This window comes from Streptosporangium pseudovulgare (genome assembly GCF_014648055.1).
GTDB classification, from domain to species: Bacteria; Actinomycetota; Actinomycetes; order Streptosporangiales; family Streptosporangiaceae; genus Streptosporangium; species Streptosporangium pseudovulgare.
The window spans coordinates 43,329-63,508 of sequence record NZ_BMQJ01000025.1; the positions used below are offsets into that span (position 1 = coordinate 43,329).

Consider the following 20,180-nt stretch of genomic DNA (forward strand, 5'->3'; position numbering starts at 1 on the left):
CTTCATGGGTCCCGCTGCGACGGGAGACGCAGAGTGAACGTCGTGCGGACACCTGGCACGCTGGCGACCGTGGCCGTGCCGCCGTGCGCCTCGGCCAGGTTGCGCACGATGGCGAGTCCGAGCCCGCTGCCGCCGGTCTGGCGGTTGCGGGACTTCTCCGCCCGCCAGAACCGGTCGAAGACGTGGGGGAGGTGCTCGGCGCGGATCCCGACCCCCGTGTCGGTCACCTCGATGACGACCTGGTCGCCATCCTGGCGGGCGCCCAGCGTGATGTGCCCGCCGCGTGGCGTGTAGCGCAGGGAGTTGGTCACCAGATTGCCGATGGCCTGGCGAAGCCGTACCGGATCCGCGGTCAGCGGAGGGTCATCGGTGACCACGGCGGTCAGCGTGAGCCCTGCGGCTTCGGCTCGACCACGGTGAGCGGTGGTCACCTGGTCGAGAAGGTCGCCGAGGTGGAGGGGTTCGACGTGCAGACGGAGCTTGCCCGCGTCGGCGAGGGCGAGCTCCTGAAGGTCGTCGACGATGTGCTGCAACAGCAGGATCTCCTCGACCAGCGAGGCGATCAGTGCGGGGTCCAACTCGGCGACGCCGTCCTGGGTGGCCTCCAGCCAGCCTCTGAGGTTGCTCAGCGGCGTGCGCAGCTCGTGGGAGATGTCGCTGACCATGGCCTTGCGCTGCTCCTCCATGCGCTGGAGGTGTTCCGACATCTCGTTGAACGCCGTGGCGAGCTCGCTGATCTCGCCGGTGGTCCTGACCGTGACGCGGGCGGAGCTGTCCCCGTCACGCATCCGTTGCGCGGCGTGGGTGAGCGCGTTGACGGGCCTGACCAGGCGTCTGGCCGCCATGATGCTCACGCCCACGGTCAGCACGAGCACGAGGAGGGCGGCACCGGCGATCGAGGGCAGCGGGATGCGCTGGCCGGTGCCCTCGGCAGGGGAGCCGATGTACAGATACGCCGCGGGGGCGACGTAGGGGTCGAGTTGTTCTCTGCGGGCGGTGACGACGCAGGAGGAGATCACCTGATCGGGTTCGGCGACCGGCGGCATCGGCTGTTTCTCCCTGGAGACCCAGGTGAAGTCAAGGCCGACGGAGCCCCTTCCCGCGTCCTTGCCCTTGCCCTTGAGACACTTGCCGACCAGGAGGTTGAGCTGTTTCAACGCGGCCTTCTCGGTGCGCGTCGGCGTACTGAAGATGGTGGCGTCGCAGACGTCCACCACGGCGGGGGCCTCGGTCGGCACCGGGCTCGGCACCGGGCTCGGCTCCTGACCGCCCCCCTGGCTGAGCGTCGTGACGAGGGGCCTGCCGGTGTTCGAGACGGTCACCTGTACGGCCTGCCCGGTGCGGCCCGCACAGGCGGCGTAGGCGTCGGCGGCCTTCCTCAGCCGGGCGCGATCATGGGCGGACAACAGGAAAGGACCTACCGCGCGTGGATCGATACGGTCCCCGGCCGCCCCCGGCACCAGGGTCACATCCACGGCCAGCGGGTCGACGACGGCCGACACCTTGGCGGGCAGTGGGGTCCCGGCGGTCGCCGAGTCGGCGAGGAGGGTGCCGTTCTCGGCGACCAGCGCGATGCGGCGGCTGTTCTGGGCGGCGAGGTCGCGCAGGGTGCCGGCTACGCCCGACCAGTCCGAATGGCGGGAGGCGTAGCCGAGCAGGCTGTTGTTGATCCGGGCGTCGCTGGCCAGCGTCTGGCCCTGCTCTTGCTGGATGGCGCCGGAGGTGCTGCTGGCGGCCAGCCACGCGGTCGCCGTGATCGAGCAGACCGCCACGACAGCCGAACTCGTGAGCAATCTGGCGAACAAAGACCTCATGCGCGGGTCAGCTTGTAGCCGACGCCGTACACGGTCAGCAGCCGGACCGGGCGACGCGGATCAGACTCGATCTTCTTGCGCAGATTCATCACGTGCACGTCGACCGTGCGTTCGGTGATGAACCTGTCGAAACCATGGATGCGCTCCAGCAACTGCTTCCTGGTGAACACCCGCTCCGGCTCGGCAGCCAGCGTCTCGATGATCCGGAACTCCGCGAGTGTGCAGTCCACCAGCGTGTCCGCCGCGGTGACGGTGTGCCTGACCGGGTCCACGAGGAGATCACCCACCTGGAACACCTGCCGATCGGCGTCGTGGGACCTCCCGGTGCGGCGCAGCAGGGTCCGCACGCGGGCCATCAGCTCACGCGGGCTGTACGGCTTGGCGACATAGTCGTCAGCACCGAGGTCGAGCCCCAGCAGCAGATCGTCCTCGGTGGACCTGGCGGTCAGCATCAGGATCGGCAGGCCGGACTCGGCACGCAGCACCCGGCAGACGTCCAACCCGTCGACCTTCGGCATCATCACGTCGAGTACCACGAGGTCGGGATCCGTCCGCCGCGCCTCGTCGATCGCGGAACGCCCGTCGTGCACGACGAGGACCTCGTGGCCCTCCTGCTCCAGATATCGCCTGAGCAGTTCGGCCTGCTTGGGGTCGTCCTCGGCGACCAGCACGTACGCGCACATGGGCTGAGGTTATGCCCATGTCGGGGGGTGCACATGGGATCTACATGACAACCAAACAGGTTCCACACATTCTGTCGCCAGGCTGCGGCAGGTGAGAACCAACCTGCTTCGTACGGCTGCTGCGGCGACTCTCGCCTTCCTGCTGACCGGCTGCGGGGGCAGCGCGGGCAGCGCCGCACGATCCGAGCCGGCGGGCAGCGCCGCACGATCCGAGCCGGCGGGCAGCGCCGCGCGAACCGAGCCGGCGGGCAGCGCCGCACGATCCGAGCCGGCGAGCAGTGGCAGTTCGAAGATCGCGAGCGTCAAGGGATCTCGGATCACGGTCTACGGAAGCAAGGAGGGGACGGCACAGAGGACGATCACGAGCCCCAACGACTACGGCGCGGTGCGTGTCTTCCTGGTGGAACGTGACGAGGGCGAGTGGCTCCAGGTGCTGCTGCCGATCCGGCCGAACGGCAGCAAGGGCTGGGTCAAGGCCACCGACGTGACGCTCGCGGAGACCGCCCACCGGGTGGAGATCGACCGAGGGGCGTTCAGGTTCACGGTCTATGACGGTGACAGGGCCGTCAGGACGGGCAGGGTCGCGACGGGTGAAGCGGGCACGCCGACGCCTCCGGGTCGCTACTTCTTCACCGAGCTGGTGAGACCCGTCGACCAGGGCGGGGCCTACGGCGCCTACGCCTTCGGGCTGAGCGGCTTCTCACCGGTGCTGAAGAGCTTCGCCGGCGGCCCAGGCCAGCTGGCGATCCACGGGACGAACAAGCCCTCTGCCATCGGCACGCGGGCCAGCCATGGCTGCGTCCGGATCAGCAACGACGACATCACCTGGATGGCGAAGAACCTGGCGATCGGTACTCCGGTCGTCGTACTGGGCTGAGGCCCGACTTGAATGAACAGGGGAATCCTATGAAGATCAAAGCCACGCTCATCGGCATCAGCGCGGTGCTGGCCCTGACCGCGGGCCTCGCGGGACTCTCGGGCACGGCCGCGGCCGATCCTGCGAAGCCGGCCGCCACGCCCGCTCCGGCGCCGGCCGAGGTGCGGCCCACGTCCGCTCCGGCGCCGGCCGAGGAACGGCCCACGGAGAAGGCGACGGCGGGCCCGAAGGAAGCCGTCGTCGTCAGGCCGGCCTACACCGGCTGATCGTGGTGCGGCGCCGCGGCCACCGGGTCTGCGACGCCGTGTCGGCCTGACGGCCTCCAGCGGGGAGTGGCCGGATCGTGAGACCTCCGGGCGGCGGCGTGCCGCCCGGATGTCCCGCGTCCGCGGTCGGGGAGCGGGGCGCGATGCCGGCTCCGCTCCCCGGCCGGGGTCGTGTCGCGGTTACTTCAAGCTGATGGTGGTGAAGTGGCTGCTGCCGTCATCGAGCTTCAGCTCGAACGTACGGCAGGTGCCGGACCACCTCCTGTCGGTCTTCCACACGTAGTTGTACCGGCCGTCTCCGTAGCCGAGCTTCGAGTTGCCGGGGCCGCCGGTCGGCTCGGCCGCGCCGGTCGCCTTCCCGGAGTCGCAGGCCACCGGCTGGGAGACCGGGTAGCCGGCGGCGATGACGTCCAGGCCGCGGTCACCGCCGAGGCCGAACCTGATCGGTACGGCGCTGCCGGCCTTGCCGTCCATCGTCTCCGGGAAGTAGGCCTTCCAGGGATAGACGACCTGGTAGGTCACCTTCGTGTCGGCCGCGTTGCCGGCCTTGTCGGTGGCGTTCACGGTGAACTCGTGGAAGCCCACGGCGGAGGTGTCGAGCGCGCCGCCGTCGGGCACCGTGCCGACACAGGTGGCGACCCCGGTGAGGTCGTCGTCGCACCGGTAGGACGCGGTCGCGGCCGTCCCGAGCGTGAAGACCGCGCCGTCGGCGGGCGTGGTGAGGGAGATCGTCGGCTTCGTGAGGTCGACGGTCATCTTCACCGCCTGGTCACCGGCGATCGACACCCCGCGCTCGTTCGCCACCCGGCCGTCGACGGTCGTGGTGAAGTCGCAGGTGGCGTGCGGGAGCACCGCCTGCAGCCGGCCGTCGGCGCCGGTGGCGCCCAGGTCACGCGGGCCGTTGCCGCAGTCGGCCCGCACCGGCGCCCCGGTCAGCGGCCGGCCGCCGTCGGAGACCGCGGACACCGTCACCGCGTTCAACGCGTTGTGCGCCACCGCGCCGCCCACGACGTCAAGGGTGATCTGCAGTCGCTCGGGGCTGATGTTGTCCATCGTGTCCGTCGGCCTGTGGTACTGCGGTTCGGTGACGTACGTCCCACCGGTCGGGCCGCAGACGGCCGGCGGGGTCGGCGGCCGGTAGTCGAGCCAGATGAACAGCGAGGACGGGATGCCCGCGTCGAAGAACGCCTGGTGGTCGCTCTGCCCGAGCCTGCAGTTGCGCAGTCCGTCGAAACCGGCGCGCGCGCCCGCGTTGTACGCCTCCTGGACCACGTGGTTCGACTGGCCGTTCGGGGTCAGCGCCCACAGCCGGGCCGGCTCGTACGGCGTGCCGACCATGTCCATCTGCCACTCGCCGACGAACCGCGCCCTCTCCGCCGCGGTCAGCGTGTTGACGTACGCCTTCGCGCCGAGGAGGCCGCCCTCCTCACCGCCGAAGCCGCCGATCCGCAGTTCCTTGTCCAGCGGGTACTGGCTGAGGACCCGGGCGATCTCCAGCGAGACGCCGTTCCCCGAGGCGTCGTCGTGGGCGCCGGGCGCGCCCAGCACCGAGTCGATGTGCGCGCCGACCATGACGATCGGAGCCTTGGTGCCGTCAGGGTCGCCGACCGCGTGCCGGATGCCGATGACGTTGGTGCCCATCGGGTTGACGTACTGGTTGGTCGTGACCCGCAGCGTCAGCGGGCCCTTGTCCAGAAGGCCCTTGATCCAGGTGTGGTGCGCGCTGCCGCCGCCCATCACCGGGATGTTCGGCTGGGCCGTGGTGAGCGTGAACGACGGCGGCGCGTTGTTGCCGGCCGGGTGGGCCAGGATGACCGCGACCGCACCCTGGCTCACCGCGTTGACCACCGCGGTGTTGCGGACCGACGCGGTGGTGCTGTAGTCCATCAGCACGATCTTGCCCGCGGTGTCGGCGGGGAAGTCCGCGGCGGACTGGCCGGTCTTGGCGTAGACGACCCGTCCCTCCACGGCGGCGTCATCGCCGGTGAACTTCGCGCTGGTCGACGCGGCCATCTGCCAGTTCGGTCCTCCCGGCAGGTCGGCGTTCGGGGACGTGATCTTCGCGACGTTCTTGGTCGAGACCGGGCCCCATGACTGGAGGGTCACATCGAAGCCGTAGGACTTCAGGACACCGCCGATGTACTCCGCGCCCTCCCGCTCCTGCGGGGTGCCGTTCAGCCGCGGGCCGATGTTCACGGCGAGCCGCCGAATATGGTCGACGGAGTTGGCCGAGTCGAACCGGTCGACGATCTCGTGGTCGTAGTCCTTCAGCGCGCCGGTCGCGGCGGCCGTCAGGCCCGCGTCCGGCGATCCCTGGGCCTGGACGCCGCCGACGGCGGCGGACACGGTCCCGAGGGCCAGCGCTGCCGCCAAGCCGCCGACGACGGCGAGTCGCCTGAGCCGACGGGGGTGGTCGAATGAACTCCTCATAGAGGAACTCCCTGGTACTGGCGGATGTGGAGGTCCGCGTGGCGCCCTCGCCCTTTGGGCCGCAAGGGGAGAGGACAAGATTCGCGATTAGTACCAGCCGGGTAAAATAGGCGTCAATAGGTACATTGCTCCTGACATGGTTGACCGCTGCCGGTAATCTCGCCCCTTCCCGTGGGGAAGAGCGCGGTGACCCGCCGGCACCCGCGAGCGCCGTGCGAGCGTGACCGATCCCGTGGCCGGGGATCGAAAACGGGCGCTGAAGAACCTCCCCGAGGAGGTCGGTGGAATCACCCTCACATCGTTGTCCTTCGCTTGGCGCGGTTTCGGTTTCGGTTTCGGTGTCGGCCACCTCTGCTTCTCCGGAACGGCCGACCGCATTCTGGGCGGCCTCCGTTTCGAAGCCCGGGTGCGGCTCTATGCCGAGCACGGCCAGGTGAAGGTGAATGCCATCCGCACCAGGCATGACGCCGGTAGAAGGTCCGGGGGCTCATCGCGACCCGTCGCGCCAGCTCCTCGACCGTGAGCGGCTGATCCAGGTTCGCGCGGGCCCATTCCAGGACAGGACCCAGACCCTCGTCATCGGTCGCCGGCACGGACAGGTCGATGAACTGCGCCTGTGATCGAGGTCCTGCGGAACCCGGAGGGCGGCCGATGACCGTACGGAGTGGCAGTGGTACGGCGGCGCCGCATAGGGCGGCATCTCGCATGAGCCCGCCCGCGAACGGCCCCCCGTGACGCGCGGGCAGCCGGGTACGCCGGGCGCGGGAGACGGCCGGTCGCGGCCGGATCCAGAGGCGGCCGAGGTGGAGATTCAGGGGCGGTTGAGGTAGAGGAGGACGGCCAGCACGCGGCGGTGGTCCTCCTCCGAGCCGGCCAGGCCGAGCTTGGCGAGGATCGAGCTGACATGGGTCTCCACCGTCCGGCCGGTCAGCCAGAGGCGCCGGGCGATGCCGACGTTCGTGCGGCCCTCCGCCATCAGGGCCAGCACCTCGCGTTCCCGGGCGCTCAGCGACGCCAGAGGGTCGGCGGCCCGGCGGGCGCCGATGAGGCGCGAGACGACTTCGGGGTCGAGGGCGGAGCCGCCGGCGGCCACCCGCTGCAGCGCGTCGAAGAAGTCGTCGACATCGAAGACCCGGTCCTTGAGCAGGTAGCCGAACCTCCCGCGGGACACCAGGTCGACGGAGTGCCGGGTCTCGACGTGCTGGGAGAGCAGGACGATGCCGAGCTCCGGGTGGGTGTCGCGGATCCGCCGGGCCGCTCGGGCGCCGTCGTCGGTGAGATCGGGCGGCATCCGGATGTCGATGATCACCAGATCGGGGTTCGCGGCCGCGACGGCGGCGATCAGCCCCGGGGCGTCCTGGGCTTTGGCCACGACCTCGTGCCCGGCGTCGGCGAGCAGGCGGGCCAGCCCCTCCCGGAACAGCGCGGAGTCCTCGCCGATCACAACGCGCACGGCAGCTCCGCCTCGACCAGGGTGCCGCCGCCCGCCGGGCTGGACAGCCGTAACGCGCCACCGGCCGCCCGCACCCGGTCGGCGAGGCCCGCCAGGCCGGTCCCCGGACGTATCTCGGCGCCCCCGGGCCCGTCGTCGCTGACCCGTACGGTGACCCGATCGCCGGACCGGGTGACGCGGACTCCGATCGTGACGGGTCCGGCGTGCTTGACCGCGTTGGTCATCGCCTCGCTCGCGACGTAGTAGGCGGTCATCGCCACGTCCTCGGGAAGGTCGTCGGCGGCGACGTCGAGTGTCACGGGGGCCGGCACCTTGTCGGCCAGCATGACCAGTGCGTTGCCGAGCCCGTCGTCGAGGCTGCTGGGCCGCAGGCCGTGGGCGATCCGCCGTAGCTCGGTGACCGCGACGGCCAGCTCGGCCACCCACCGGTCGAGCAGGTCGTCGACGTGGACCGTGCCGTCGTGGAGGTGGCGCTGTGCCAGCCGGATCGCCATGCCGAGGGAGACCAGGCGCTGCTGCGCCCCGTCGTGCAGGTCGCGTTCGAGCCGCCGCCGCTCCTCGTATCCGGCGTGCAGCAGCCGGGTGCGGCTGGCCTCGGCCTCGTCGAGCGCCCGGCTCACCTCGATGCGCAGCCGGACCACCTCGATGAGCAGCGCGCCGGCCGAGGCCGCCTCGCGCAGCAGCTCCCGGGTACCGGTGCCACCGCGCACGATGGCACCGATGTCGTGGCCGCCGAGCCGTACCTGTGCGACGAGAGCGTCGCCGGGGTCGACCGGAGCGCCGGTCGCGTCGACGAGCCGGGATGTGCCGGGCAGCCGGTAGCCGACCCGCAGCTCCGGGTCGCGCAGCGCGGTGCGCAATGTGGTCTCCAGTTCCTCGGGCTGCGCCTGACCCGCGTGCGTGCGGTCGCGCAGCTCCTCGATGGCGGTCAGCACGGCCTGCCGGTCCGGGTAGAACCGGCGGTCGACCCAGCGTTGGAGCCGGACGCGCAGCGGGGACAGCGCGGCGGCGCAGACGGCCGTGCCCGCGGCAGCGGCGACGGATGAGCTCCGGCCGGCACCGAGGCCCACCAGGAACGAGGCGGCCGTATAGAAGCCGAGCAGGATCGCCGTCACCAGGCCGTAGGTGACGGCGGTACTGATCGCGCGGTCGATGTCGTAGAGGTCGTGCCGCAGCACGGCGATCGTGGTCGCCACCGGGATCGCCAGGGCCGTCGCCGCCAGGCCGGCGAGCACGAGATCCGGCCCGCCGAGGAACAGGTAGCTCGCCCAGCAGAGCAGCAGCGTCAGCGGCAGGCAGGCGGCGCCGAGCGTGAACCACTTGAGCTGTGCCCGCTTCGCCTTCTCGGTCGTCCTCCGGTAGCGGAGCACCACCGCGGCGGCGGACGCGACCAGCAGGCCGAGGAAGACCGGCAGCAGCGCCAGGCCCACCACCCGCAGCGCCGGCAGATAGGGCTCCGGGAGCCGGAAGAGGTGCGGCGTGGACTCGAACGGCTGCCGGTAGGGGCCGGGATCGAACGCCGTGATCAGCATGAAGAGCGCCGGAACGCCCAGCAGCCCGGCGATCGCCCAGCGCCATCGCCGTCCCGGCAGCCGTCCGTCCGGAAACACCAGCATGAGGAGTGCCGCCGGCACGTACAGGAACATCCAGTCGCCCTGCGACAGGGCCGCGTACACCTCGGAGAACGGCAGGTCCGGCCGGCGGGTGACGGCCGAGGCGTACAGGTCGCCGACGGTGACCCACACCGCCGTCGCGCCGACCAGCATGAGCAGCGGGCCGACAACGCTGTCGGGACGCCGTACGGCGACCACCATCCCGAGCACCACGGAGGGCAGCGCCAGCGTCGCGCCGGCCGCGAACTCCGTCGTGACACCGCCGTCGCCGCCGATCGCCGCCAGCACCACCCCGGCGCCCGTGAGCACGCCGATCAGGGGCGCCAGGGCGAACGCGAGAAGACGGGGGGTGGCCACGCCTACACGGTAGGACGCCGGTGCCGCCCGATGAATACGTGCCAGTACGGAGATCGGTCCCGTGCCCGCCCGGATCCGCGGACCCGGGCGGGCGGCCGAGACTGCGGGCAGGCACACAAAGGAGGATCCCGTGAAACGCTCCCGTCTCCTCGTCGCCGGGCTGATCCTGAGCGGCCTGCTCGGCCTCATCGATGTGATCACGCTGCCGTTCGGCGATGGGGAACACCCGCCGTTCGCGGTGGCCGTCGCAGGGGCCGCCCTCGGGCTGGTCACCCTGGCCGGCGTCGTGTTCGCCTGGCGCGGCAGCCGGGCCGGCGCGGTCGCCGTGATCATCTCCAGGCTGCTGTCGGGGCTGACCGCCGTCCCCGCGTTCTTCGCCGGCGGAGTTCCCGCCGAGGCGATGGCGATGGCCGCGGCCGGCGTCGTGCTCACCCTCGGCTGCATCGCACTGGTCGCGCCGGCGCTGCGGCCCCGCGGCTGAACCCGCGGCCTTCACCGGCGCGGCTCGTCGCCCCTGACGTGAGCGTCGCCCGAACCCGCCCCGCACTCCGCCGAAGGCGTGCGGGCCGTACCCCCCCCGAGGAGAATCGTGGAAACGTCCGTCCCGTCTTCCGTCCCGCCCTCCGGCGACGTGCTCGCGCCGGCCGGTTCGTCGCCCACCCGCAGTCTCCCACTGGCCTTGGCGCTGTTCAGTGCGCCATGGGGATTCGTCGTCGCCAACGGCGCCTACGCGTGGGCCACCCGCGCCGGGGGAGGCGACGGCACCGGTGCGGAGGCGCTCGCCCTGGCCGCGGCGGGCCCGGCCCCGCGGTCCTGACCGGCCGGGAGAAGCCGGAGGCGGTGCAGGACATGACCCGGCGCGCGTTCGAGGTCGTCGGGTTCGCCCGCGTCGCTGTCCTCGGCGAGGGCGCCCCGCACGGCGATCGAGATCGACGGGGACACGCTGGTCGCGGCGACCGAGTCCGACGGTGTGCCGGTGATCCGTACGACCGCGCGGGCCGGGCGGACCGGCGCGGCCGTCAACCACGGGCAACTGCGGTACGTCACCGATGTCGACGGGCGGCGGGTCAGCGGGAACTATCCGTTCGTGGCGGAGCCGGTCGATCCGTTCGAGGTCGTCTCGCTGGAGTTCCTGGAGCCGGGCCACCCCGTCCACGCGCTCCGCCCGGCCGACCCCCTGCAGATCGTGTGGGGTCTACTCACCCCGATCCTCCTTCGCCTATCCGGGCGGCGAGTCGGCGATGGGCTGACAGGCCGCAGGCCCTCTCTCGCCGAGGGGGTCGTCTTCGTCGACGCGTCCATGGGACGTCCGATTGATGTAATGGTCTCTAGCGGAAAGAGACTATTACATCTAAGCTCGCCGGTAAGGATCAGTGTTGGGCTACAACCCTTACCGGAGGGCGGATGGACGAGCGCGTGGCGGGGACCGGGTCTCCACTGCGGCAGATAATCACGCTCGCCGTGCCGGCGCTCGGCGTTCTGGCCGCCGAGCCGCTGTACCTGCTGGTCAACACGGCCGTGATCGGCCACCTGGGCGCGGTTCCGCTCGCCGGGCTCTCGGTCGGCGCGATCGTGCTGGCGCAGATCGCGTCCCAGATGACGTTCCTGTCCTTCGGAACGACCGCCCGCGCGGCCCGGTTGCACGGCGCCGGCCGCCGGGCCGACGCCGTGGCCGAGGGTGTGCAGGCGACCTGGCTCGGCGTGGTCGCCGGGCTGGTGCTGGTCGTGGTCGGGGAACTGCTCGCCGCGCCGATCGCCGGCCTGCTCGCCGGTGACGACCGCGTCGCCGCCGCCGCGGTGGGCTGGATGCGGATCGCCCTGCTCGGCGCGCCGCTGATCCTGGTCACGATGGCCGGCAACGGCTGGATGCGCGGTGTGCAGGACATGCGCCGCCCGCTGCGTTACGTGCTCGTGGGCAACGGCCTGTCCGCGGTGCTGTGCCCGGTGCTGGTGTACGGCCTCGGCTGGGGGCTCGACGGCTCGGCCGTCGCCAACGTGGCCGGGCAGCTGGTCTCGGCGGGCCTGTTCGTGCGGGCGCTGCGGGCCGAGGGTGTGCCGCTCGCCCCGGTCCCGGCCGCGATGCGCGCCCAGCTCGGCCTCGCGCGGGACCTGGCGCTGCTCGGCCTGGCCTTCCAGGCGTGCTGGGTGTCGGCGACCGCGGTGGCCGCGCACACCTCCGCCGCGGCGTCCGGAGCCCACCAGGTGGTGTTCCAGCTGTGGATGTTCCTGGCCTTCGTGCTCGACGCGCTGGCCATCGCCGCCCAGGCGCTGGTCGGCGCGGCGCTCGGCGCGCACGAGGCGGAGCGGGCACGCCGGCTGGCCTGGCAGGTGACCGGTTGCGGGCTGGTGTTCGGGGCGTCGCTCGGCGTGGTGTTCGCGGCGCTGGCCGGAATCCTGCCCCGCGTGTTCACCGCCGACGCGACGGTGCTGGCCGAGATGCCCCACGCGTGGTGGTTCTTCGTCGCGTTGCAGCCGATCGGCGGCGTCGTGTTCGCCCTGGACGGGGTGCTGCTCGGCGCCGGAGACGCGGGATATCTGCGCACCGCGACGATGTGCGGGGCGGTTCTGGGATTCCTGCCGCTGGTGTGGGCGTCGCTGAGCTTCGGCTGGGGGCTGGTGGGGATCTGGTCCGGCCTGTCGGTCTTCCTGCTGATCCGTATGGTCACCCTGCTGGCCAGGCTGCGCTCCGGCCGGTGGGTGGTGCTCGGCGCCGTACGGTGACCTGACCGTACCGCCGGGCGTCATCCGAGACCGTGGTAGGCCACGTTCACGACCAGGGCGGCCACCGCCACCGAGAAGAACACGGCCCAGGCGCCGAGGCGGCGGTCGCCGACCCGCAGGTGGGCGGCGAGCGCGCCGAGGAAGTACAGCACGAGGCCGGCGGCGGCGAGCGTGCCCAGCACCGGCACGGCGATCCCGGCCAGCAGCCCCAGCGAGCCCGCCGCCAGCAGCAGTCCCAGCGGAAGCACCCAGGAATGGGGAACCCGGACCCTGTCCGCCTGCGCTTTGGGGTAGTCGTGGCCGACGATGTCGGCGACGGCGGCCACACCGTTGACGGCCGCCGCGAGGAGGGTGACCGTGAGGTAGACGGCGAACATGAGAGTCTCCTGCTCCGTGAGAACGACTGTTGTCCGCCTCACGGACGAGACGGCCCTCCGGGAGGTGACAGCATCCTCATGTGATGTGGGTCACGCCGTGACGCCGGTCAGCTTCTCCGGATTGCTGACCACGTGAACGGCCGCGACCGCTCCGTCCAGCAGGTGCAACGTGATCGCCAGCACCGGTGCGCGTCCCGAGTGGACGACGATCCCCGGTCCGCCGTTGACCTGGAGCACCCGGGTGCGCGAACCGTACGGCCTGCGCCTGGAGAGGACGGCGATCGCCCGGGCCACGTGCTCGCGCGTGCGGACGACCTTGCGGGGCGCGCCGGTGAGGCCGCCGCCGTCGCTCGTCATCGTCACGTCCGGCGCCAGCACCTCCATCAGGGCGTTCAGGTCGCCGCCGTCGCAGGCGGCCAGGAACCGCTCGGTGACCCGCCGCCTGGTCGCCTGGTCGGTGTCGTAGCGGCGGCGGCGTGCCTCCACCGCCTTCCTGGCGCGGTGGGCGATCTGCCGCGTCGCCACCTCGCCGCGCCCGACGAACCCCGCCGTCTCGGCGTGGCTGTAGCCGAAGACCTCGCTCAGCACGAACACCGCGCGCTCCACCGGGGACAGGGCCTCCAGCACGAGCAGCACCGCGGTCGACACCGAGTCGGCGAGCACCGCGTTCTCGGCGACGTCCGGGGAGGTGAGCATCGGCTCGGGCAGCCACGGCCCGACATAGGACTCCCGCCGCACGCGCGCGCTGCGCAACCGGTCGATCGCCAGCCGGGTGGCCACCCGGACGAGGTAGCCCTCGGTGTCCGCGACGGCGGTCACGTCGACATGGCTCCAGCGCAGCCAGGCGTCCTGCACCACGTCCTCGGCCTCGGTGACGCTGCCCAGCACCCGGTACGCCACGGCGTGGAGCAGGCCGCGGTGCTCGGCGAACTCCCGCTCGGCTCTCCGCGCGGCGTCACGCCCGGCTCCCCCCTCGGAGCCACGCCCGGCCTTCCCCCCGGCGTTCTCCCCGGCCCCCCACTCGGCTTTCCCCGCGGTTTCCCGCTCGGTTCCGCGTTCGGGTCCCCGCCCGGCCGCGGGCCGGTGCGTCGCCGTGTCGCCGGGCATCGCGGTCCCCCTTCCCGCCGGAACACCGGCGGCGGTGCTCGCACGTGGTCTCCGGGAGGAACCTACCCCCGGCGGCCCACCCGCCGGCGTCGTTCCCGCTCGGCCCGGCCGGTGAAACGCCGGCCGCCGGTGTGCCGGGCGTGCCATGACCGGCGCTTTGCCGGCCGGAGGGCGGTGTGCCAGTGTAGGACGGCATGAGCGATGATCACGGGCGGGACGCGGCGCTGGCGGAAGCCGTGCGGTTGCGGGAACAGGGCCAGGCCGAGCAGGCCCGGGAACGGCTGGTGGAGCTGGCCGAGCGGTATCCGGAGGATGACGAGATCGCCTACCAGACGGCCTGTGTGCACGATTCGCTCGGCCTGGAGGCCGAGGCGGTCCCGTTCTACAAGCGTGCCCTGAGCGGTCCGGGGTTGTCGCGGGAGGATCGGCACGGGGCCTTCCTCGGGCTGGGAAGCACCTACCGGGTGCTGGGCCGGTACGACTCCGCCGTGGAGACCCTGCGCCGCGGGCTGGCCGAGTTCCCAGAGGGCCCGGCGTTGCAGGCGTTCCTGTCGATGGCCCTGTACAACAGCGGTGAGAGCCACGAGGCGGTGCGGTTGCTGCTGAGGACGCTGACGGCCACCAGCGGCGACCGCCGGGTACAGGACTACCGGCGGGCGATCGAGTACTACGCCGACGATCTGGACGCCGTGTGGCAGGCGGACGAGAAGCCGGACGGACGGGAGGACTGAATCACCGGCCTCGCCACGGGAGGCCGTCGCGGTGGTGGGTGATCCGGGTTCGTCGGGTAAGGCCGCGGACGGTGACGACGGCATCGGCGGGTCCGTGGGACCCGCGCCGGGCGGTTCTGCGCCGGGCGGTCCTGTGCTGAGCGGTTCTGTGCCGAGCTGCTCAAGGCCGGGCGGTTCTGTGCCGGGCTGCTCAGGGCCGGACGGTTCTGTGCCGGGCAGCCTCGCGCCAGGCGGTCCCGGACCCACGCGGAAAAATCTTGAAAAAGATCCGGCCGCGCTGTCGAAACGGCCTCGTCCCGTTCGAAGCGTGGTCAGAGGGCCGAGAAGTCCGGCCCCTGGACCACACCGAGGGAGAACCCCATGCGATACCTGATCACCCTCCGCGTCACCGCCCAGCCCGCCACCCCGCCGCCCGCCGAGCTGATGGAGGCCATCATGAAGCTCGGCGAGGAGGCCACCGGGGCCGGCGTCCTGCTCGACACCGCGGGGCTGGCCCCGAGCGCGCAGGGCGCGCGGGTCGAACTCGCCGGGGGACGGCTGAGCGTCACGGACGGACCGTTCGCCGAGGCCAAGGAACTGATCAGCTACGCCCTCTACCAGGTCAGGTCGAAGGAGGAGGCCGTCGAGTGGTCCTCCAGGTTCCTGCGGCTGCACCGCGACCTCTGGGAGGGCTGGGAGGGCGAGGCCGACATCCGGCGCGTCATGGGCCCCGAGGACTTCGCCGCCCCGGCCTGACCGCCCCGGCCCACTCCAGTACGGCCCGCCGCCCCGGCCTGATCGATCCGGTTCACCCCCGGTCCGGCCCACCCCGGTCCGGCCCACCCCGGTCCGGCCCACCCCGGTCCGGCCCGCCGCCCCGGCCTGATCGGTCCGGCCTGCCGCCCGGTCACTCCGGCCCGGTCCGCCCGTGGCGGGGCCGTCCGGTTCAGCCCGTTCCGCCCCGCCCGCGGTGAGGATTGCCGCGGGCGGGGGCGAGGTGTTTGGATCGGGGGCCGTGACGATCGAAGACCCTCGCCGGGTGATCGAGGCGGTCTGGCGAATCGAGTCCGCCCGGGTGATCGCGGGACTCGCCCGGATGGTGGGCGACGTCGGGCTGGCCGAGGAACTGGCGCAGGACGCCCTGGTCGCCGCGCTGGAGCAGTGGCCGGAGTCCGGCGTTCCGGAGAATCCGGGCGCGTGGCTCACGCTCACCGCCAAGCACCGGGCGATCGACCTGCTGCGCCGCAGGACCCGCTACGAGCACAAGCTCCGGGAGGTCGGCCGCGACCTGGAGGTCCGGCAGGAGGCGGCCGAGGCCGAGCTGGACGACGCCCTCGACGACCACATCGGCGACGACGTGCTGCGCCTGCTGTTCACCGCCTGCCACCCCGTGCTGCCGGTCGAGGGACGCCTGGCCCTCACCCTCCGCCTGCTGGGCGGCCTGACGACGCAGGAGATCGCCCGGGCCTTCCTGACGCCCGAGCCGACCGTCGGCCAGCGGATCTCCCGGGCCAAGCGCACCCTCGCCGAGAAGCGGGTGCCGATCGAGCTGCCCCCGCCGGCCGAGCTGCCCGGACGGCTCTCGTCGGTCCTGGAGGTCGTCTACCTCGTCTTCAACGAGGGCTACTCGGCGACGGCCGGTGACGACTGGGCACGCCCGTCGCTCTGCGAGGAGGCGTTGCGTCTCGGCCGGGTCCTGGCGGGGCTGATGCCCGGTGAGGCCGAGGTGCACGGGCTGGTCGCCCTGATGGAGATCCAGGCGTCCCGCATCCGGGCCAGGACGGGCCCGGACGGCGAACCGGTCCTGCTCGGCGACCAGGACCGGAGCCTGTGGGACCGGCTGCTGATCCGCCGCGGGCTGGAGGCGCTCGGGCGCGCCGAAGCGCTCGGCACCCTCGGCCCGTACGGCCTGCAGGCCGCGATCGCCGCCTGCCACGCCCGCGCGCGGTCCACCGAGGACACAGACTGGGAGCGGATGGCGGCCCTCTACCGGGTGCTGGCCCACGTCGCTCCCTCTCCCGTCGTGGAGCTGAACCGCGCGGTCGCGGTGAGCATGGCGTACGGTCCGGCCCGCGGGCTTGAGATCGTGGACGGGCTGGGGAAGGAACGGGCACTGCGCGGCTATCCGCAGCTGCCGGCCGTACGGGGGGATCTGCTGGCACGGCTGGGCCGCGCGGCGGAGGCCCGTACGGAGTTCGAGCGGGCCGCGGCGCTGACCCGCAACGAGCGGGAGCGGGCACTCTTCCTCACCCGGGCGGCCTCGGCGGCCGACGACGCGACCGGTGACATGGCCGGCGACGCGGCCGGGACCGGAGAAGGGTGACAGCTCGGCCACTCCGGCGGGCCCCTTCCCCGCGCCCGCCGTTCCGGCGGGCTTCTCCTACACGCCGGCCGTTCCGGCGGGGACGGTGCGCAGCAGGTCCACCAGGCTGGAGACGTCGCCGGCGCCGAGGCCCGCGGCGACGCCCCGGTCGAGCAGCGCGCGCATGGGCTCGACCAGTTCGGTGCTGACGCCCTGGTCGGTGCTGGCGTCCAGCAGGTTGACGTAGGCGGTCGCCTGCATGGCGAGGTTGGAGGCGGCGGCCGAGTGGTCGCCGGAGTCGACCGCCTCCGCCATCCCGGGGAAGGCCGCCATCATGGCGGTGAGCCAGGGGGCGACCAGCGGCGTGAACTCCGTCGCCGGCACCTTCTCCGAACCGGTCAGGGCGAGGGCGTGGAAGAACCCGCCGAACATCCCGTACATCGCGCCGAGCAGCGCGATGTCGTACAGCGCGGCCCGGCCGGCGTCCTCGCCGAGGTACATGGCGCGGCCCAGCGCGCCGAGGGTCCGCTCGTGGGTGTGGAAGTCCTCGGGCGAACCGCTGTAGAAGACCAGCGACCCGGGGGTGCCGATCATGGGCGGGACCGCCATGATGCCGCCGTCCACGTAGCCGACGCCGTGCCCGGCCGCCCAGCCGGCCGCCTCCCGGGCCTGCCGGGGCGTGCCGTTGGTGAGGTTGACCACGGTACGGCCGGCCAGTGAGCCGGCCGCCCCGTCGAGGACCTCGCGCACGGTGTCGTCGTTCAGCAGGCAGACGACGACGAGCGGGCTCGCGGACACCGCCTCGGCCGCGGTGGCGGCCTCGGTGGCGCCCCGGGCGACGAGGCCGGCCGCCTTGCCCGCCGTGCGGTTCCAGACGGTGACGGGGTGGCCGGCGTCCAGGAACGCACCGGCCAGCGCCGTCCCCATCGCGCCCAGTCCGAGGACCGTCACGGGCGCGTCGTTGTTCATGGTCATGTCTTCTCCGGTTCGTCGGATACGGGCCCGGCGGCCTCTGGGCATGGCGGATGGAGCCTCCGGCGCGGGAGGCCTCCGGGCACACGGATTCATCCGGCACGGTGGTCCCGCCGTACGGCGGTTCACCGGCCTGGCGGTCCCGCCGGTCTGGCGGCTCCGCCGGACGCCGATGGTGGCGGCGCGCGGCGGGACCGGCCGGAACGCCCGGCGGGGCTCGCCGGGCGTTCCGATCCTGAACCTTTGCTGACTTTTCCTCAAGTACCTACTATTCGGTCAGGTACCTACCTTTCAGTAAGCATGCTGAGCCGCGAGAGGCCGCCTGGGTGGCCTCGGCAGGTGAAGAGATCCACAGGACAGGCCCGGAGTGCGGGGAGCAGCGGAATGAAGAAGCGGACCTACTCGTGCGGGCTCGACGCCGCCGTGGACATCGTGGGCGGCAAGTGGAAGGCGCTGATCCTGTGGGCGCTCCACCACGAGCCGCGCCGGTTCGGTGAGCTGAAGCGGTCGGTGTCGGGGATCAGCGAGAAGATGCTCATCCAGATGCTGCGGGAGATGGAGGCGCACGGCCTGGTGCACCGCGAGGTCTACCACCAGGTCCCGCCGAAGGTGGAGTACTCCCTGACCGACTTCGGGCAGTCGCTCAACACCGCGCTCATCCCGCTCGGCGTGTGGGGTGAGGAGAACATGCGGACCATCGAGGCCATCCCGCGCGACTGACGCCGGGTTCGGGCGGGGCCGTCCGGCCGTGTCGAGCGACCGGACGGCCACCGTCCCTGATGGCGCCTCGGCGGCGCCGTGAAGCGAAGAGTGGCGATGGGGCGCAGACGCCGCCCTTCCCTCAGGAGTCGGTCTTCCTCCTGGCGGGTGTCCGCTGGTCGGCCTCGTCGGCGAGCTGGTCCTCGACGACCGCGCACCACCGGTGCCACTGCGCCAGGCCCAGATGCTCGTCCACGTCCCCCACCCCCGCCTCGGCCATCAGCTCGTGACTGCTGGCCGCGGCCTCGTGCGCGTTGACCAGCGCGTGATGGCCGTGGTTGGCCAGCGCCTCGCTCACCGCCAGATTCACCGCTATCTCCCCCATCGTCCTCGGCCGGTCGGAGGGTTCGCCCCCGAATCCCTTCTCTCGAAAGTCGTGGCTCTGCGAATCGTCACTCATACGAGCTTGAGTGCCCATACAGCCTTAGATCTATCTGGGAGTTTCCGATCCGGGGGCGGGGAGGCGGCGCGGCGCCGCGGGCCTCACATCGGGGCCGTCCTCCGGCCCAGGTAGGTGAGGGGGCCGGGGTCGGCGACCGGGATCTCGTGGAACCCCAGGCGGTCGTAGAAGGCCCGCGCGGCGGTGTTGGCGGTGACCATGCCCAGGTGCACCGCGGCCACCCCCTTGCGGTGCAGGGCGTCGAGGAAGGCGTTCATCAGCGCGCGGCCGTGTCCTTTGCGCTGGTGGTCCGGCAGCAGGTCGATGTGCAGGTGCGCCGGATGGCCGGCCAGCTCGGGAACGATCATGCGTTCCGGGCGGTGCAGCAGGTCGATCATCACCTCGCTTGGGGTCGAGGGCGGCCCGTCGAGGGGCGGGAACCGCTCGCTCACCAGCGGCAGCCACTCCGTGCGGAACCTCTCGACGAAGGCCGCCGTGTCGGCGGTGCCGAGGATGTAACCGACCGCCCGCTCCCCGTCGTCCAGGACGAAGGCCAGGTCGGGTTCCAGGTGGGCGTACGGCAGCGCGAAGATGCCGGGCATCAGGTCGAGGTCGGGATAGATGTGCCGGGAGTCGCCGCCCTCGTGGGCGGTTCGCACGCAGATGTCACCGAGCGCGGCGCGGTCATCGGGCCGGTAGGGCCGAACGGTCAGCATGTGAGGATCATTCTTTAAGTGGGAGCGCTCCCACAAGGTGTGGCGGAAACCGGATCGGAGCCGGGCGGCGGGCCTTCCCGGCGCGCCGCCGGTGGCATACCCTGCGCGGCATGATCGATGTCGAACTGCGTGACTGGCACCCCGATGACATCGGGGTCGTGCTCGACGCGTTCAGCTCTCCGGACATGGCGCAGCAGTCGGCCTGGCCGGTCGAAACCCGGCGAGCGGCCCTGGAATGGATGGGGACGTGGCGCTTCCGCGACGACGCGCGGGCGTTCGCCGTGGTGGCCGGCGGCGAGGTCGTGGGGAACGTGGCGGTGAGCAACATCGACGCCCACGACACCGGCTGGGTCTCCTACTGGACGTCCCCGCACGCCAGGGGACGCGGGGTGGCGGTGGCGGCGGTCCGCAGGCTGGCGGACTGGGCCTTCGCGGAGCGCGGCCTGTTCCGCCTGGAGCTCGGGCACCGTACGGACAACACGGCCTCGTGCGCGGTGGCGACCAGGGCCGGGTTCCAGGCCGAGGGGGTGGAGCGGGCCAAGCTGCGGTACGGGGACGTCCGGCACGACGTGGAACGGCACGCCCGCCTGGCCACCGACTGATCCCCCGCCTCACCCGGCCGCCGCGCCGTACGGTGCCGGGCG

21 protein-coding genes are annotated in these 20,180 nt (G+C 72.2%); 11 read left to right on the top strand and 10 right to left on the bottom strand.

Features of this window, described 5'->3' with window-relative positions:
• Window positions 1-2: 2 nt before the first annotated feature.
• Both IEZ10_RS33885 and IEZ10_RS33890 read right to left on the bottom strand, forming a co-directional pair.
• The gene (locus IEZ10_RS33885) at window positions 3-1,814 is read right to left on the bottom strand and encodes a sensor histidine kinase (RefSeq protein ID WP_189250598.1); all 1,812 of its coding nucleotides are present in this window, start codon (window positions 1,812-1,814) and stop codon (window positions 3-5) included.
• Window positions 1,811-2,497, bottom strand: a complete 687-nt coding sequence (locus tag IEZ10_RS33890; RefSeq protein ID WP_189250599.1) for a response regulator — start codon at window positions 2,495-2,497, stop codon at window positions 1,811-1,813. The genes IEZ10_RS33885 and IEZ10_RS33890 overlap by 4 nt, the downstream gene beginning before the upstream one ends.
• 91 nt (window positions 2,498-2,588) lie before the next feature.
• On the opposite strand from IEZ10_RS33890, the gene IEZ10_RS33895 reads away from it, so the two are divergent.
• Together IEZ10_RS33895 and IEZ10_RS33900 are read left to right on the top strand one after the other, a co-directional pair.
• Window positions 2,589-3,374 carry a L,D-transpeptidase gene (locus tag IEZ10_RS33895; RefSeq protein WP_229811913.1) on the top strand — a complete coding sequence of 262 codons (786 nt, stop codon included), beginning with the start codon at window positions 2,589-2,591 and terminating at the stop codon, window positions 3,372-3,374.
• A gap of 29 nt (window positions 3,375-3,403) precedes the next feature.
• A complete protein-coding gene (locus IEZ10_RS33900; RefSeq protein WP_189250600.1) occupies window positions 3,404-3,640 on the top strand; it encodes a hypothetical protein in 237 nt (78 codons plus the stop codon).
• 180 nt (window positions 3,641-3,820) lie between these two features.
• Here the strand turns inward: IEZ10_RS33900 and IEZ10_RS33905 are convergent, their stop codons facing one another.
• On the bottom strand, window positions 3,821-6,070 hold the full coding sequence (locus IEZ10_RS33905; protein WP_189250601.1) for a PxKF domain-containing protein: 2,250 nt from the start codon (window positions 6,068-6,070) through the stop codon (window positions 3,821-3,823).
• A gap of 220 nt (window positions 6,071-6,290) precedes the next feature.
• Here IEZ10_RS33905 and IEZ10_RS33910 point away from each other — a divergent pair, with 220 nt between their 5' ends.
• Window positions 6,291-6,593 (top strand): hypothetical protein, encoded by a 303-nt coding sequence (locus tag IEZ10_RS33910; protein ID WP_189250602.1) that lies wholly within the window; start codon window positions 6,291-6,293, stop codon window positions 6,591-6,593.
• Window positions 6,594-6,881: 288 nt separating this feature from the next.
• Here the strand turns inward: IEZ10_RS33910 and IEZ10_RS33915 are convergent, their stop codons facing one another.
• The gene (locus IEZ10_RS33915) at window positions 6,882-7,523 is read right to left on the bottom strand and encodes a response regulator (RefSeq protein ID WP_189250603.1); all 642 of its coding nucleotides are present in this window, start codon (window positions 7,521-7,523) and stop codon (window positions 6,882-6,884) included.
• Window positions 7,511-9,493: a sensor histidine kinase gene (locus tag IEZ10_RS33920; RefSeq protein WP_189250604.1), complete on the bottom strand. Its 1,983-nt coding sequence runs from the start codon at window positions 9,491-9,493 to the stop codon at window positions 7,511-7,513. The genes IEZ10_RS33915 and IEZ10_RS33920 overlap by 13 nt, the downstream gene beginning before the upstream one ends.
• 130 nt (window positions 9,494-9,623) lie before the next feature.
• On the opposite strand from IEZ10_RS33920, the gene IEZ10_RS33925 reads away from it, so the two are divergent.
• The 3 genes from IEZ10_RS33925 (at window position 9,624) to IEZ10_RS33935 (ending at window position 12,214) form a co-directional block, all read left to right on the top strand.
• Complete coding sequence (locus tag IEZ10_RS33925) at window positions 9,624-9,974, top strand: hypothetical protein (RefSeq protein ID WP_189250605.1); 351 nt, start codon at window positions 9,624-9,626, stop codon at window positions 9,972-9,974.
• A 108-nt stretch (window positions 9,975-10,082) separates the two neighbouring features.
• The gene (locus tag IEZ10_RS33930; protein ID WP_189250606.1) at window positions 10,083-10,310 is read left to right on the top strand and encodes a hypothetical protein; all 228 of its coding nucleotides are present in this window, start codon (window positions 10,083-10,085) and stop codon (window positions 10,308-10,310) included.
• Window positions 10,311-10,897: 587 nt separating this feature from the next.
• On the top strand, window positions 10,898-12,214 hold the full coding sequence (locus tag IEZ10_RS33935; RefSeq protein ID WP_189250607.1) for an MATE family efflux transporter: 1,317 nt from the start codon (window positions 10,898-10,900) through the stop codon (window positions 12,212-12,214).
• Between the two features lie 20 nt (window positions 12,215-12,234).
• Here the strand turns inward: IEZ10_RS33935 and IEZ10_RS33940 are convergent, their stop codons facing one another.
• Window positions 12,235-12,591, bottom strand: a complete 357-nt coding sequence (locus IEZ10_RS33940; RefSeq protein ID WP_189250608.1) for a DoxX family protein — start codon at window positions 12,589-12,591, stop codon at window positions 12,235-12,237.
• Window positions 12,592-12,681: 90 nt separating this feature from the next.
• Window positions 12,682-13,698 (bottom strand): RNA polymerase sigma factor SigJ, encoded by a 1,017-nt coding sequence (sigJ, locus tag IEZ10_RS33945; protein WP_189250609.1) that lies wholly within the window; start codon window positions 13,696-13,698, stop codon window positions 12,682-12,684.
• Window positions 13,699-13,892: 194 nt separating this feature from the next.
• Here sigJ and IEZ10_RS33950 point away from each other — a divergent pair, with 194 nt between their 5' ends.
• The 3 genes from IEZ10_RS33950 to IEZ10_RS33960 all read left to right on the top strand — a co-directional run bounded on the left by IEZ10_RS33950 (window position 13,893) and on the right by IEZ10_RS33960 (window position 16,731).
• Entirely contained in the window at window positions 13,893-14,429 is a 537-nt protein-coding gene (locus IEZ10_RS33950) for a tetratricopeptide repeat protein (RefSeq protein WP_189250610.1), read from the top strand.
• A 360-nt stretch (window positions 14,430-14,789) separates the two neighbouring features.
• Window positions 14,790-15,164, top strand: coding sequence for a YciI family protein (locus IEZ10_RS33955; protein WP_189250611.1), 375 nt, complete (start codon window positions 14,790-14,792; stop codon window positions 15,162-15,164).
• Window positions 15,165-15,423: 259 nt separating this feature from the next.
• Window positions 15,424-16,731 (top strand): RNA polymerase sigma factor, encoded by a 1,308-nt coding sequence (locus IEZ10_RS33960; protein ID WP_268246405.1) that lies wholly within the window; start codon window positions 15,424-15,426, stop codon window positions 16,729-16,731.
• Between the two features lie 57 nt (window positions 16,732-16,788).
• On the opposite strand, the gene IEZ10_RS33965 is transcribed toward IEZ10_RS33960, so the two are convergent.
• Window positions 16,789-17,685: an NAD(P)-dependent oxidoreductase gene (locus tag IEZ10_RS33965; RefSeq protein ID WP_189250612.1), complete on the bottom strand. Its 897-nt coding sequence runs from the start codon at window positions 17,683-17,685 to the stop codon at window positions 16,789-16,791.
• A 381-nt stretch (window positions 17,686-18,066) separates the two neighbouring features.
• Here IEZ10_RS33965 and IEZ10_RS33970 point away from each other — a divergent pair, with 381 nt between their 5' ends.
• Window positions 18,067-18,402 (top strand): winged helix-turn-helix transcriptional regulator, encoded by a 336-nt coding sequence (locus IEZ10_RS33970; RefSeq protein ID WP_189250613.1) that lies wholly within the window; start codon window positions 18,067-18,069, stop codon window positions 18,400-18,402.
• A 121-nt stretch (window positions 18,403-18,523) separates the two neighbouring features.
• On the opposite strand, the gene IEZ10_RS33975 is transcribed toward IEZ10_RS33970, so the two are convergent.
• On the bottom strand, window positions 18,524-18,751 hold the full coding sequence (locus IEZ10_RS33975; RefSeq protein WP_179820383.1) for a hypothetical protein: 228 nt from the start codon (window positions 18,749-18,751) through the stop codon (window positions 18,524-18,526).
• Window positions 18,752-18,924: 173 nt separating this feature from the next.
• Window positions 18,925-19,536, bottom strand: coding sequence for a GNAT family N-acetyltransferase (locus IEZ10_RS33980; RefSeq protein ID WP_189250614.1), 612 nt, complete (start codon window positions 19,534-19,536; stop codon window positions 18,925-18,927).
• A gap of 110 nt (window positions 19,537-19,646) precedes the next feature.
• Here IEZ10_RS33980 and IEZ10_RS33985 point away from each other — a divergent pair, with 110 nt between their 5' ends.
• Window positions 19,647-20,138 carry a GNAT family N-acetyltransferase gene (locus IEZ10_RS33985; protein ID WP_189250615.1) on the top strand — a complete coding sequence of 164 codons (492 nt, stop codon included), beginning with the start codon at window positions 19,647-19,649 and terminating at the stop codon, window positions 20,136-20,138.
• Window positions 20,139-20,180: the final 42 nt, after the last annotated feature.